The organism is Enterobacteriaceae bacterium Kacie_13, from assembly GCA_013457415.1.
In the GTDB taxonomy this organism is placed as follows: domain Bacteria; phylum Pseudomonadota; class Gammaproteobacteria; order Enterobacterales; family Enterobacteriaceae; genus Rahnella.
On sequence record CP045665.1, the window covers coordinates 3,251,372 to 3,263,989 of the forward strand.

At 52.5% G+C, this 12,618-nt stretch carries 11 protein-coding genes and 1 pseudogene; 4 read left to right on the plus strand and 8 right to left on the minus strand.

The genetic code is table 11. The features are described 5' to 3' along the window. Positions 1-45: 45 nt before the first annotated feature. The 5 genes from GE278_14750 to GE278_14770 form a co-directional block, all read right to left on the minus strand. Positions 46-999 (minus strand): transketolase family protein, encoded by a 954-nt coding sequence (locus GE278_14750; protein ID QLK61959.1) that lies wholly within the window; start codon positions 997-999, stop codon positions 46-48. Beyond that, the gene (locus GE278_14755) at positions 992-1,825 is read right to left on the minus strand and encodes a transketolase (protein ID QLK61960.1); all 834 of its coding nucleotides are present in this window, start codon (positions 1,823-1,825) and stop codon (positions 992-994) included. The genes GE278_14750 and GE278_14755 overlap by 8 nt, the downstream gene beginning before the upstream one ends. A gap of 105 nt (positions 1,826-1,930) precedes the next feature. After that, positions 1,931-3,307: a PTS ascorbate transporter subunit IIC gene (locus tag GE278_14760; protein ID QLK61961.1), complete on the minus strand. Its 1,377-nt coding sequence runs from the start codon at positions 3,305-3,307 to the stop codon at positions 1,931-1,933. A gap of 46 nt (positions 3,308-3,353) precedes the next feature. Further along, entirely contained in the window at positions 3,354-3,635 is a 282-nt protein-coding gene (locus GE278_14765) for a PTS mannitol transporter subunit IIB (protein ID QLK61962.1), read from the minus strand. A gap of 119 nt (positions 3,636-3,754) precedes the next feature. Continuing rightward, entirely contained in the window at positions 3,755-4,198 is a 444-nt protein-coding gene (locus GE278_14770; protein ID QLK61963.1) for a PTS sugar transporter subunit IIA, read from the minus strand. A 331-nt stretch (positions 4,199-4,529) separates the two neighbouring features. Between GE278_14770 and GE278_14775 the strand changes: the two genes are divergently transcribed. Then, positions 4,530-5,546: a LacI family DNA-binding transcriptional regulator gene (locus GE278_14775; GenBank protein QLK61964.1), complete on the plus strand. Its 1,017-nt coding sequence runs from the start codon at positions 4,530-4,532 to the stop codon at positions 5,544-5,546. 129 nt (positions 5,547-5,675) lie between these two features. On the opposite strand, the pseudogene yfcD reads toward GE278_14775, so the two are convergent. Beyond that, positions 5,676-6,221 (minus strand): annotated as a pseudogene (gene yfcD / locus GE278_14780) (NUDIX hydrolase YfcD). Between the two features lie 319 nt (positions 6,222-6,540). Between yfcD and yfcG the strand changes: the two are divergent. Further along, positions 6,541-7,185 carry a GSH-dependent disulfide bond oxidoreductase gene (gene yfcG, locus GE278_14785; protein QLK61965.1) on the plus strand — a complete coding sequence of 215 codons (645 nt, stop codon included), beginning with the start codon at positions 6,541-6,543 and terminating at the stop codon, positions 7,183-7,185. Between the two features lie 155 nt (positions 7,186-7,340). Further along, positions 7,341-8,237 (plus strand): TIGR01777 family protein, encoded by an 897-nt coding sequence (locus GE278_14790; GenBank protein ID QLK61966.1) that lies wholly within the window; start codon positions 7,341-7,343, stop codon positions 8,235-8,237. Positions 8,238-8,664: 427 nt separating this feature from the next. Here GE278_14790 and GE278_14795 read toward each other — a convergent pair whose 3' ends face one another. Then, positions 8,665-10,260 carry an ABC transporter substrate-binding protein gene (locus GE278_14795; GenBank protein ID QLK61967.1) on the minus strand — a complete coding sequence of 532 codons (1,596 nt, stop codon included), beginning with the start codon at positions 10,258-10,260 and terminating at the stop codon, positions 8,665-8,667. Between the two features lie 159 nt (positions 10,261-10,419). Here GE278_14795 and pepT point away from each other — a divergent pair, with 159 nt between their 5' ends. Continuing rightward, a complete protein-coding gene (gene pepT, locus GE278_14800) occupies positions 10,420-11,652 on the plus strand; it encodes a peptidase T (protein ID QLK61968.1) in 1,233 nt (410 codons plus the stop codon). A 173-nt stretch (positions 11,653-11,825) separates the two neighbouring features. Here pepT and hisP read toward each other — a convergent pair whose 3' ends face one another. After that, positions 11,826-12,599 (minus strand): histidine ABC transporter ATP-binding protein HisP, encoded by a 774-nt coding sequence (hisP, locus tag GE278_14805; GenBank protein QLK61969.1) that lies wholly within the window; start codon positions 12,597-12,599, stop codon positions 11,826-11,828. Positions 12,600-12,618 lie beyond the last annotated feature (19 nt).

Sequence of the window (12,618 nt, forward strand, 5' to 3'; positions counted from 1 at the left end):
GACATCACGTCGGCGTTTTTACCTTCAGATTTCCTCACTTTTCGCTCACAGCAACTGCTTTGCCGCCTCGAGAATATGTTCGGCGGTCAGCCCGTACTCCTGCTGTAAAAACTCCTGCGTTCCGACCTGACCATAACGCTCCTTCACACCCACGCGGCGCATCGGCACCGGATGGTTTTCCACCAGCACTTCCGCTACCGCTGAACCCAGGCCGTTGTGAATACTGTGGTTTTCGCAGGTAACGATTTTACCGGTTTTGGCGGCGTACTTAATGATGACGTCTTTATCGATAGGTTTGAGCGTAAACATGTCGATAACTGCCGCGCTCACGCCTTCGCGCTCCAGCATTTCTGCCGCTTTCAGCGCTTCCGCGACCATGATGCCGTTGGCAATCAGCGTCACGTCGCTCCCGTCGCGCAGCACATTCGCTTTGCCAATGCTGAAGGTTGAACCTTCCTGATAAATTTGCGTCGCCTGTTTACGGATTGTCCGTACCCAGTAGAACCCTTTCAGATCCATCAGCTGCAACAGAATATCGCGGAACATCACCGCGTCGGTCACTTCCATCACTACCGAGTTCGCCAACCCGCGCACAATACCCATGTCTTCGAAAGACATATGCGTGCCGCCGTTGTGACAGGCGCTGACGCCAGCATCAGAGGCAATGATTTTGACGTTATTCTTCTGGTAATCCAACGACATAAACAGCTGATCGAAGCAGCGGCGGCTGGCAAAGGCGGTAAAGGTATGCACAAAAGGCACGCGGCCGGTGAGTGATAGCCCCGCAGCCACGCCGATCACGTTGGCTTCCATGATGCCGCAGTTAATGACATGGGAAGGATGGTCTTTATGCACGCCATCCATCGCCATCGAACTCATCAGATCTGCTTCCAGCGCGATGATCGGCGTGTTCTCAACAATCTTTTCGCGCACGGTATTGGCGTAAACCTTACGCATTTCCACCGCGTCTTTTTGTAATTCCAGAGAGACTTCAAACATGGGTGGCCTCCAGCTCAGCGATCGCGTTTTCAATTTCCAGTTTCACATCCGGCGTTAAGCGCAAATGGTGGGAATTCGCCAGTTGCTCCAGATAGGTCACGCCCTGCCCTTTAATGCTGTCGAGGATCACCACCAGCGGACGCTGCTCGCCCTGACGCACGGGCGTGACTGCATTGCTGATTGCGACCACATCGTCACCTTTGATCGTTTGCACATCAAAGCCAAAAGCGCTGAATTTACCAGCCAGATCGAAAGGTTTGATCACTTCATCGAGCATGCCGTCGAGCTGTTGTTTGTTGTAATCGATAAACAGCGTCAGATTATGCAAATTGTGGTGCGCGATAAACTGGAAGGCTTCCCAGCACTGGCCCTCGTTCAGTTCGCCGTCGCCGAGAATGCAGAACACGCGGTTGGTACGACCGGCCAGCTTATGGGAGAGCGCCATACCAGCGGCAATAGACACGCCCTGCCCGAGCGAACCGGTGGTCGCATCAACGCCAATAGTGCGCAGACGATCGGGATGGCTGGGCAATTTGGTGCCATTTTCGTTCAGCGTTTTCAGTTCGCTGACCGGGAAATACCCTTTGAGCGCCAGCGTGGCGTACAACGCCGGACCGGCATGGCCTTTGGAGAGCACAAAATAATCGCGCTCCTGCCAGTCAGGTTTTTTCGGGTCAATTCGCATGACATCGCCGTATAACACCGCCAGCGTTTCCACCACTGACATACTGCCGCCATAATGCCCGAATCCCAGACCGGTCAGCATTTTCAGCGTCTCGATGCGGATATGACGGGCCAGATCACGAACCTCGTGGACATCTTTCATCTTGTTGGGTCCTTATTTTAGTGAGCACTTATCCAGACCTGTCATTTCTGACAGGTCTGGACGGTGTTTCCCGGATGGTGATAAGAGACGTAATGAGTGACTGAATTACTCTTCGCTGACGGCTTTCGCCGCAGCAGGTTTTTTACCGAGATAGTTGTAAGCGACGAGGACGGCGAAGATCCCGACAATCAGCGCCATAATGGCTTCTTTCGACATGAAGCGAGCCAGATTACCCAGCAGGATACCGATGACACCGAAGTCCGCGTCAGAGAATGTGGCGTTGGCAAAGCCCAGGGCACCGAGCACCGGCAGCAACAGAACCGGCAGGAAGGTGATCAGCACACCGTTGGCAAAGGCACCGAACATCGCTCCGCGACGTCCGCCAGTGGCGTTACCGAATACACCCGCGGTGGCACCGGTGAAGAAGTGCGGTACCACGCCTGGCAGGATCAGTACCATGTGCATCTGTCCAAGCAGGAACAGGCCAACCAGACCGCCGAGGAAGCTGAATAAGAAGCCGATCAATACCGCATTTGGTGCATACGGATACACTACCGGACAGTCCAGCGCCGGACGGGCGTTTGGCACCAGTCGCTCGGAGAAACCGACGAACGCAGGAACGATTTCAGCCAGAATCAGGCGTACACCTTGCAGGATGATGAACACACCCGCCGCAAAGGTAATTGCCATGATGATGGAGTACACCAGATAGTTCTGGCCTGCGCTGTAAGTGGCTTCAACGAAAATCTGTCCGGCGAAGACCGCCATAATCAGATAAATAATGATCATGGTCAGCGAGATGGAGATGGAGCTGTCGCGCAGGAAGCTGAGGTTTTTTGGCAGATTCATCTCCTCGGTAGAGCGTGAACCTTTACCGACCTTACTGCCGATCCAGCCGGAAAGCACATAGCCGATGGTGCCAAAATGGCCGAAGGCGATATCATCGTTGCCGGTGATTTTACGCATATAACGCTGCGCCAGTGCCGGGAAGAACGCCATGATAAGACCGAGCGTCAGGGAGCCGGTGAAGACCAGCGCCACGCCCTCAAAACCGGCGACGGTCAGAATGACGCTGATCATACAGGCCATGTAGAACGTGTGGTGCCCAGTCAGGAAGACATATTTGAGGCGGGTGAAACGTGCCACGATAAGGTTCGCGACCATACCGAAGGCCATAATTAAGGCGGTTGGTGCACCGAATTTTTCCATCGCGATAGAAACAATCGCTTCGTTATTTGGAATAATCCCCTGAATATTAAAGGCGTGCTCGAACATTCCGCCTAACGGATTTAACGAGCCGACTAATACCGTCGCACCGCCTGCTAAAACGAGAAAACCCAGTATTGTTTTCACCGTGCCTTTTACCACATCAGAAAAATTTTTCTTTTGTGCGACCAGGCCGATTAATGCGATGAGCCCCACCAGAACAGCCGGGACTTTTAATATATCAACCACAAACTTGAGCGTTTCCTGGATAAACATATCCACCTCATACTTTATTAGTTTTATATGTAGGGTTTAGTGACCGTCAGGACACCGGATGCTTTTCAAAATGTGCGACTAATTTTGTTTCCAGCTCGTTAATATCCACAATATTGGTAATGACAACCAGCTGATTTTCAGGGATGTTGGCACTGGCAGCGATATCCTTGGCCATCACGAACAAATCGGCCTCACCGGGGATGGCTGACGATAAATCAGAATGCTCAACGTCAGCCTGAATATTTAATTTTTTCAGCACTTTTTTGATATTCATTTCGACCATAAAACTACTGCCTAAACCGGAACCGCAAATCGCCATGATTTTCATCTTATTCACCTGTGTTTTTAAAAGTTTGTAGGTTCACGCATCAGAATATTTTCTGATGTCATTACTCGTCGCTACTTCCGTGATGAATTAACGTCATTCCATTAACGAAGAGTTTAGGGTCAGAATTTCGCGAGGACATCCTGAATGGTTTTAATATCTATTGCCTGATGTATTTTCTGCATCTCTTCATCGCTGGAGAATAACTCCGCCAGTTCAGAGATTAACTCGATATGACTGTGTTTATCCGGTGCCGATAACATCACTACCGTATATACCGGATCATTATCTTCGGAATTAAATTTCACGCCGCGTGGCAACGTGAGCAGCGACAGTCCTAACCCTTTTGCACCCTCTTCCGGTCGGGCATGCGGCATCGCAATCCCCGGTGCCAGAACGAAATACGGGCCCAACTTTTCCCGCTGGGCAAATATTGCTGTCAGGTAGTCAGGGGTGATAGTGCCATCTTCTAACAGTGGTTCAGCGCTGACTTCCACTGCCTGCCGCCAGTCCGTGATATCTGTTCTGATCTGAATCCTGTCAGACGTCAGCCAATCATTCAGCATAGGTATAGCTCCGGTTTATTTTTTTATGAGCGGGTGTGCCGAATTCCCCCAGACAACACCAACGCCCTGACTCTACTCACCGGTAGCGTTAACATCTGTGATACATCTCGCAAAGATAGCGCTACCAAACTTCTATCATTGGGAACTGTGATAGCGCTATCAAAAATAGTCACACTCCGGTATCGCCAGACCGCAGTTCGCACAAATAACGGTATACTTTGTCGGGAAATCACCGATAATTTACCCAATTCTGCCGTGGAACCTTCAGGTATCACCCTGCTGCGGCTTGCTTTTTTCGCTATACCTGCGGGTGTAGGAGTCAGGATTGTGAATGTCCATTAACAAGAAAAGACGCAGTACCGGGAGGGTAACGCTGGCTGATGTGGCGCAGCTTGCGGGCGTGGGTAGCATGACCGTCTCCCGCGCATTGCGCACGCCAGAACAAGTCTCGGATAAGCTGCGTGAAAAGATCGAAGAAGCTGTCAGCCAGTTGGGGTATTTACCCAATCAGGCAGCGAGTTCACTGGCCTCCGCCTCTTCTTACACCATCGCAATGATTGTACCAAGCCTGTCCGAACCGGGCTGTGCCGAGATGTTTGCCGGGCTGCAAAAAGTCCTCCAACCCGCCGGTTATCAGATAATGCTGGCTGAATCCCAGCACCGTATAGAACGCGAAGAAAAGCTGCTGGAAACGCTGCTGTCATACAATCTGGCCGCGGCGATTTTGCTCTCCGTCGAGCACTCGGCCAACGTGCGGCAGTGGCTTGATAATCTGACTATTCCTGTGCTGGAAATTGGCGCGCTGACCGATTCGCCCATCGATATGAATATTGGCATTGATTACGTCGAAGCGATGTTTCAGCTCACGCAGACGGTGGTCGCGAAGGGATACCAGAACATCGGCATGCTGTGCGCTAATCAGGAGCAGTGGATTTTCCAGCAACATTTGCAGGGCTGGCGCAAAGCGATGCTGAAAGCGCATATGTCGCCACATCGGGTGATCAACGCCGCCGAGCCCGCCAGCTTCTCTACCGGCGCTCAGCAACTGCCGGAGTTTCTGCTGGCGTGGCCGGAGATCGATGCACTGGTGTGCGTTTCAGACGATCTGGCGTGCGGTGCGTTGTATGAATGCCAGCGCAGGCGTATCAAGGTACCGGACAGTCTGGCGGTTGTCGGGTTTGGCAATGCAGACGTGAGTAAAGTCTGCCAGCCGCCACTGACCACCATTGCCATTCCACATAAAGAAATTGGCACGCGGGCGGCGCAGGCATTGTTGGCAAGAATTCATGATGAAGAGTGGGAAGAGGTGGCGATCGCTTCGTCATTGTGTAAGCGGGACAGCTGTTAAGACGCGGGCGGAAAAGCAGCGGGCGACGTGATATCGCCCGTTTTATCAGGCGGAAGGACTCTGATTTTTTTCCACATCACCCACTTCAGCTGTTTCAACGTCTTGCGTTTCAACCGGTGCAGCAGTTTCACGGGTTAGCGGCTTACCGTGTTCTTTCTCATTATTGCGCGTCATCCACAGCGACAGGGCTTTCAGAGAATCCGGTGTGAATTCGTCACAGCGCGCAGTGATTTCTTCAGGCGTCATCCAGCGCACCGAATCAATCTCTTCTTCCTGTAGCGCGAACGGGCCGTGAGATACGCAGCTGAACAGCGCGCCCCACACGCGGCATTTGTTCTCTTCTTCAAAGTAAAACTGCCCATGTTCGGCAAACGGCACACCGGCAATTCCCAGTTCTTCTTCCGCTTCACGGCGGGCTGAATCAAGAATATTTTCGCCACTTTGCACCACTCCACCCGCCGTCGCATCCAGCCAGCCCGGATAGAAGTCCTTAGTATCTGTACGGCGCTGAACCAAAATATTTCCCATTCCGTCATGAACCACAATGTAGCTGGCACGGTGACGCAGGACCTGAGCACGCATTTGTTGTCGGCTGGCCTGGGCAATGACCTCGTTGTCTTCGTTGACGATATCAACCCATTCTTCCGTACTGATGTTTTGCTCTTGTTCTGACATCCGCTGAAACCTTCTGTTTTAAGCGCTGGTCTGTGCGCAATGGGTCTGTGCGCAGTGATTGGTGCAACACGTCGACAATGTCCGGAGATTCTATCTGGGTCTGCCATATGGCTTCAATAGCAATGGATGCGTTGGTGACAGGTAAAAGTTATGTTACCCCCCCAAAATCGCCATAAGACAACTCCGACAAAGGTCTGACGCAGGCCGGTATTCATCAGCGTTATGATACCCTAGTCAATCACTTTAAAAACGTGTGATTAACGATTCCACATTGGCGTATCCCGTCCCGCAGAGTGATTAACATAACGCAGGAGGCAATATGATTGATCTTTATTACGCACCCACACCGAACGGCCACAAAATTACCCTCTTTTTGGAAGAAGCCGGATTGCCCTACCGCCTTCACCGAATTGATATCAGCGCAGGCGAGCAGTTTAAACCCGAGTTTCTGGCCATCTCGCCTAACAATAAAATCCCGGCCATTGTTGACAGCCTTCCGGTAGACAACGGTGCTCCCATCGGCATATTTGAATCCGGCGCAATCTTGCAGTATCTGGCGGAAAAAACCGGCAAATTCCTCAGTAAAGAACTGCGCGAACGCACCACCACGCTTGAGTGGCTGACATGGCAGGTGGCCGGACTGGGCCCGATGCTCGGACAGAACCATCACTTCACCCATTACGCGCCGCAGCCTGTGCCCTACGCCATTGAGCGTTATCAGCATGAAACCAAACGTCTGTACGGCGTGCTCAACACCCAGCTGACCAAAAATGCCTACATCGCTGGTGACAATTACAGTATTGCAGATATTGCGACTTACCCGTGGATTGTGGCACATGAGCGCCAGCGCATTGATCTGGCGGAGTATCCGGCGGTGCGTAACTGGTTCGAGCGCGTCAAAGCCCGTCCGGCGACGCAAAAAGCCTACGCACTGGCCGATACTACCCGCATCAACAATCAATAACCGCTCGGTCCCCGGTGTCTGCCGGGGGTTCTTCTTTTAAAATCCCGCTGTAAATAATTTCCATTAATTGTGCTCCATATCGCGCGTTAAGCGCGGCGACTCAACTATGATTACAAACAGTTCATTCGCGTATTCAGACAGTTAAGGAACCTGATATGAAAATCCTGATAACCGGCGCTACCGGGCTTATTGGCCGCAGGCTCACGGAGAGACTTGTCGAGCAATCTCATCAGATTACTGCCCTCACCCGAGCTCCCGAACGCGCAGCAAAAATACTGGGTTCACAGGTTCAGCTCTGGGAAACGCTGGACGGTAAAACGTCCCTTGATGGTTTCGATGCAGTGATCAATCTTGCAGGCGAGCCGATTGCCGATAAGCGCTGGACTAAAGAGTACAAAGCCAAACTTTGCGAGAGCCGCTGGCAGTTAACCGAAAAACTGGCGCAGCTCATCAACGCCAGTCAGACGCCACCGTCAGTCTTTATTTCAGGTTCAGCAGTGGGTTATTACGGCGATCAGGGACAGGCGTTGGTCCCGGAGGATGAACCGCCTAATAAGCAGTTTACCTGGCAGCTTTGCGCCCGTTGGGAAGCGCTGGCGCTGACGGCAGAAAGCCCGCGCACGCGCGTGTGTCTGCTGAGAACCGGCATCGTATTGGCAGCCAAAGGCGGGGCGCTGGCGAAAATCACTCTGCCTTTCCGTGCAGGTCTCGGCGGCCCGATAGGCGATGGTCAGCAATACATGCCGTGGATCCACATCGACGACATGGTCAGCGGCATCATTTTCCTGCTGATGCATGAAACCCTCACCGGCCCGTTCAATATGGTCTCGCCGTATCCGGCGCGTAATGAACAGTTCAGCGCCCTGCTCGGCGAAGTTCTGCACCGTCCGGCGTTTATGCGGGCTCCTGCGGGCGTAGTAAGATTGCTGATGGGCGAATCGTCGGTGCTGGTACTCGGTGGCCAGCGGGCTGTGCCTAAACGGCTGGAAGCCGCCGGCTTTGAGTTTACACATCAGGAATTGAAGGAAGCGCTGGAGGATTTGTTGAAGTGAAGAGGCTTACAGACCCCTGCTCAGCCGGAGCGAGAAAGTTTCGGTTGAGCAGCGGGACAATTGCGCTGTACTGACGCTTTTCAAAAACAGATCGAGAATGTTTCGGTTTCTCAACGACTGCGATCACTTCTCTTTCAGCGCCGAAACCGCCCAAAGGAGGAAAGTGCTTTTCCTCCTTTGGATTCCTCCTCGCTTTTTCAACAAGCGCTTCGCTTGCTGGCTTTGTTTCAGGTATCACCGCGACAGGCTGGACATCTTGCCGCTGCGCGGTGCCTTCTCTCGGTCCTGGAGCCTTTGGTCTCCAGGCCGCTCCGTTCAGCAAGATGTCTGAATCGCCCGCACAATCTTAAATTCAAAAGCAGAGTGGTTTTATCTTTAAGAAGTGTTGATTGATGCCCTTAAAAGGGCACCAAGGCTCGGTATAGCCTTATTCCTTCACATCCACCTGATAAAACACATGTTTACCAAACGGGTCAATCTCATACCCGCTCACTTCTTTGCGAACTGGTTCGAATATTGTCGAGTGCGCAATCATCACCGCAGGAGCCTGATCGTGCATCATCTGTTGCGCCTGCTCGTATAGCGCGACGCGTTTGGCATGATCGGTGGTTTCTTTGGCCTCGGTGATCAACTGATCAAACGGTGCGTAACACCACTTGGCCGAGTTAGAGCCGCCCTTCGCTGCGTTACAGGTAAACAACGGGCCAAAGAAGTTATCCGGGTCGCCGTTAGCGGTGGTCCAGCCCATCAGCGCGGCCATGTGCTCGCCATTGCGGATCCGCGTCTGGTACTCACCCCACTCGTAGCTGACGATGTGCGCTTTCACGCCAATCTTCGCCCAGTCAGACTGAATCATCTCTGCCATACGGCGAGCGTTCGGGTTGTAAGGGCGCTGGACTGGCATCGCCCACAGGTCGATGTCGAAACCGTTCGGCATACCCGCTTCCGCCAGTAAAGCTTTGGCTTTTTCCGGTGAATAATCGTAATCCGTCACCTTGTCGTTGTAACCCCAGACGCCGGTCGGCAACAGCGTTTTCGCCGCCGTGCCGGTGCCGCGGAATACCGCCTCGATGATTTGCGGCTTATTGATGGCCATACTCAGTGCCTGACGCACTTTCACGTTATCCAGCGGTGGCTTCTGGGTATTGAAGGACAGGAAACCGGTATTCAGGCCCGATTTGCTCATCAGATTAATGTCTTTATTGGCGCGCATACGGTCGAGATCTGCCGGATTTGGGAACGGCATCACCTGACATTCATTTTTTTCCAGTTTTGCGAGACGCATTGAGGCATCCGGCGTGATGGTGTACACCAGACGATCGATTTTAGATTTGCCCTGCCAGTATTCCGGGAAGGCTTTATACAGCAGACGCGTGTCTTTCTGGTACTGAACCAGTTCGAACGGACCGGTGCCTACCGGGTTCAGATCGAGCTTTTCCGGTGTACCGGCTTTCAACATCTGATCGGCATATTCTGCCGAGAGGATAGACGCGAAATACCAGGCCAGATCGGCGACGAACGGCGCTTCCGGGCGGGTCAGATTGAAGCGCACCGTGTAGTCATCGACCTTATCAATACTGCCTATCAAATCGCCCAGCTTCAGGCTGTCGAAGTTCAGGTAGGTGCCACCGGAGACTTTATGATACGGATTGTTTTCGTCTTTCTGGCGCATGAACGAGAAAATCACGTCGTCGGCGTTGAAATCACGGCTTGGCTTGAACAGCTTACTGCTCTGGAATTTCACCCCCTTGCGCAGGTGGAAAGTGTAGGTTTTACCGTCCGGGCTGACGTCCCAGCTTTCCGCCAGGCTCGGCACCAGCTCAGTTGTGCCGGTTTTGAAATCCACCAAACGGTTATAAATCGGCACCGCGCTGGCGTCCACCGAGGTTCCAGAGGTGTAAAGTTGCGGGTTGAATTGCTCCGGTGAACCTTCAGAACAATAAACCAGCGTTTTGGCGGATACACCGCCGGTGATTGCTAAAGCCAGTAACCCTGTGCTTATTTTGAGGATGTTGTGTTTCATTTTTTTCTCTTTTTTCCCTGTCCGGAGAGTGTTTAAAAGTTCTTCATCATGGAACCCAAAGCAAAAACAGATTAACATCTGAATAACAACTAGTAATACTTTGTTATATATGAAAATCTTATAACAAGTAAACCCATTGGCGATCATTCAGAGGTCAAGATGTCGACAACTATCGCAAAACAGCTTACCGAACGTTTCTACCGCTATCTCTCCGTGACGTCACAAAGTGACGCCAGTGTGAACACGTTACCAAGCACGCCGGGTCAGCATGATATGGCGCGTCTGCTGGCCGATGAGCTACATCAGCTCGGCTTAGAAAACATTCAGATCGATGAATATGCGACCGTCACGGCGGTCAAGCGCGGTACTAAACCGGGCGGCCCGCGCATTGGTTTTATCACGCATATTGATACCGTCGATGTCGGTCTGAGCGCTGATATTCACCCGCAGACGCTGCGTTTCACCGGCGACGATCTCTGCCTGAACAAGGAAAAAGACATCTGGCTGCGTCCGGCTGAGCGCCCGGAAATTTTGCCGTATAAGGGCGAAGAGATCATTTTCAGCGACGGCACCAGCGTGCTGGGCGCCGATAACAAAGCCGCCGTGACCGTGGTGATGACAGTGCTGGAGAATCTGAAGGCAGAACAGGAATACGGCGATATCGTGGTAGCGTTTGTACCAGATGAAGAAATCGGCCTGCGCGGCGCAAAAGCACTGGATCTGGCCCGGTTCGACGTAGATTTCGCCTACACCATCGACTGCTGTGAACTGGGCGAAGTGGTGTACGAGAACTTCAATGCGGCAGCTGTGGAAATCGACTTTACCGGCGTGACGGCGCACCCGATGTCGGCCAAAGGCGTACTGGTCAATCCGCTGCTGATGGCGCAGGATTTCATCAGCCATTTTGACCGTGCAGAAACACCGGAAAATACTGAAGGTCGCGAAGGTTACGTCTGGTTCAACGGCATGAGCGCTTCGCAACAGGGTGCGCAGTTGAAAGCGTCAATCCGTGATTTCGACAGCGCCAGCTTTGCAGCGCGTAAGCAGAAAATTCAGGATGTGGCGAAGACCATTGCCGCTCAGTATCCGACGGCCAAAGTCTCGGTGGATATCAGCGATACTTACAGCAATATCAGCAGTGCGATCGGCCAAGATCGCCGGGCGATTGATCTGATTTTTGCCGGGCTGAAAGAGATCGGTGTTGAACCGAAAGTGATCCCGATGCGCGGCGGCACCGACGGTGCGGCACTGTCAGCCAAAGGCCTGCTGACGCCGAACTACTTTACCGGCGCACATAATTTTCACTCGAAGTATGAATTCCTGCCAGTGAGTTCGTTCGTGAAATCTTACGAGCTGACCGTGCAGCTGTGCCTGCTGGCCGCAAAAGGTTAAACCGGCAGACCGACGAAAAAAACACCCGGTGTATTAATGGCGGTTTGAGACTGATGATAAATTGCCAGCACCGGTGAAAACAGGCAGATCGTAAAGACGCCGTAAAATCATCCCTGATGGCGCGGACACTTTACTCTTCTGCCTGTTTTCACCTCCTTTTATAAAGGGTAATTTTACTTCAGCGCACCCGACAGAAACTGTTGCAGGCGCGTGCTTTTCGGATTGCTGAAGACTTCCGCCGGATTGCCCTGCTCTTCAATCACACCTTTGTGCAGGAAAATCACGTGATTTGAGACATGACGGGCAAATTCCATTTCGTGGGTGACCACAACCATGGTTTTTCCCTCTTCCGCCAGTTTCTGCATGATGCGCAGCACTTCGCCTACCAGCTCCGGGTCGAGCGCAGAGGTCGGTTCATCGAATAACAGCACTTCAGGCTCCATCGCCAGCGCACGGGCGATTGAGACACGCTGCTGCTGGCCTCCGGACAAGTTCACCGGATATTTGCCCTGCGCACGCGCATCAATCCCCACTTTATCGAGATACTTCACGGCACGTTCGCGCGCTTGCGTTTTGCTCAGCCCCAGCACCTGCACCGGCGCTTCCATGACGTTTTCCAGCACTGTCATGTGACTCCACAGATTGAAATGCTGAAACACCATCGTCAATTTGGTGCGCAATAGTTGCAGCTGCTTCTTATCAAAGACTTTAAGCTGGCCGTCGGTGTCGCGCACCATTCGGATGTCCTGATTATTGACGCTGATCGACCCTTCGCTCGGTTTTTCGAGAAAGTTGATACAGCGTAAAAAGGTACTTTTACCGGAACCAGATGATCCGATAATGCTGATCACATCCCCGGCGTTAGCCATGAGCGACACGCCTTTTAGCACTTCGTGGTCGCCGTAGCGTTTGTGTAAATCGAGAACGGCTAATTTGTTTTCTGACATAACGTTTCCCGCAATGGTG

Excerpts from the sequence above, each read along its gene's own strand:
- GE278_14755 (QLK61960.1), bottom strand. The coding sequence starts at position 1,825 with ATGAAAGATGTCCACGAGGTTCGTGATCTGGCCCGTCATATCCGCATC.
- GE278_14770 (QLK61963.1), bottom strand. The coding sequence starts at position 4,198 with ATGCTGAATGATTGGCTGACGTCTGACAGGATTCAGATCAGAACAGAT.
- hisP (QLK61969.1), bottom strand. The coding sequence starts at position 12,599 with ATGTCAGAAAACAAATTAGCCGTTCTCGATTTACACAAACGCTACGGC.
- GE278_14750 (QLK61959.1), bottom strand. The coding sequence starts at position 999 with ATGTTTGAAGTCTCTCTGGAATTACAAAAAGACGCGGTGGAAATGCGT.
- GE278_14765 (QLK61962.1), bottom strand. The coding sequence starts at position 3,635 with ATGAAAATCATGGCGATTTGCGGTTCCGGTTTAGGCAGTAGTTTTATG.
- GE278_14795 (QLK61967.1), bottom strand. The coding sequence starts at position 10,260 with ATGAAACACAACATCCTCAAAATAAGCACAGGGTTACTGGCTTTAGCA.
- GE278_14775 (QLK61964.1), top strand. The coding sequence starts at position 4,530 with ATGTCCATTAACAAGAAAAGACGCAGTACCGGGAGGGTAACGCTGGCT.
- pepT (QLK61968.1), top strand. The coding sequence starts at position 10,420 with ATGTCGACAACTATCGCAAAACAGCTTACCGAACGTTTCTACCGCTAT.
- yfcG (QLK61965.1), top strand. The coding sequence starts at position 6,541 with ATGATTGATCTTTATTACGCACCCACACCGAACGGCCACAAAATTACC.
- GE278_14760 (QLK61961.1), bottom strand. The coding sequence starts at position 3,307 with ATGTTTATCCAGGAAACGCTCAAGTTTGTGGTTGATATATTAAAAGTC.
- GE278_14790 (QLK61966.1), top strand. The coding sequence starts at position 7,341 with ATGAAAATCCTGATAACCGGCGCTACCGGGCTTATTGGCCGCAGGCTC.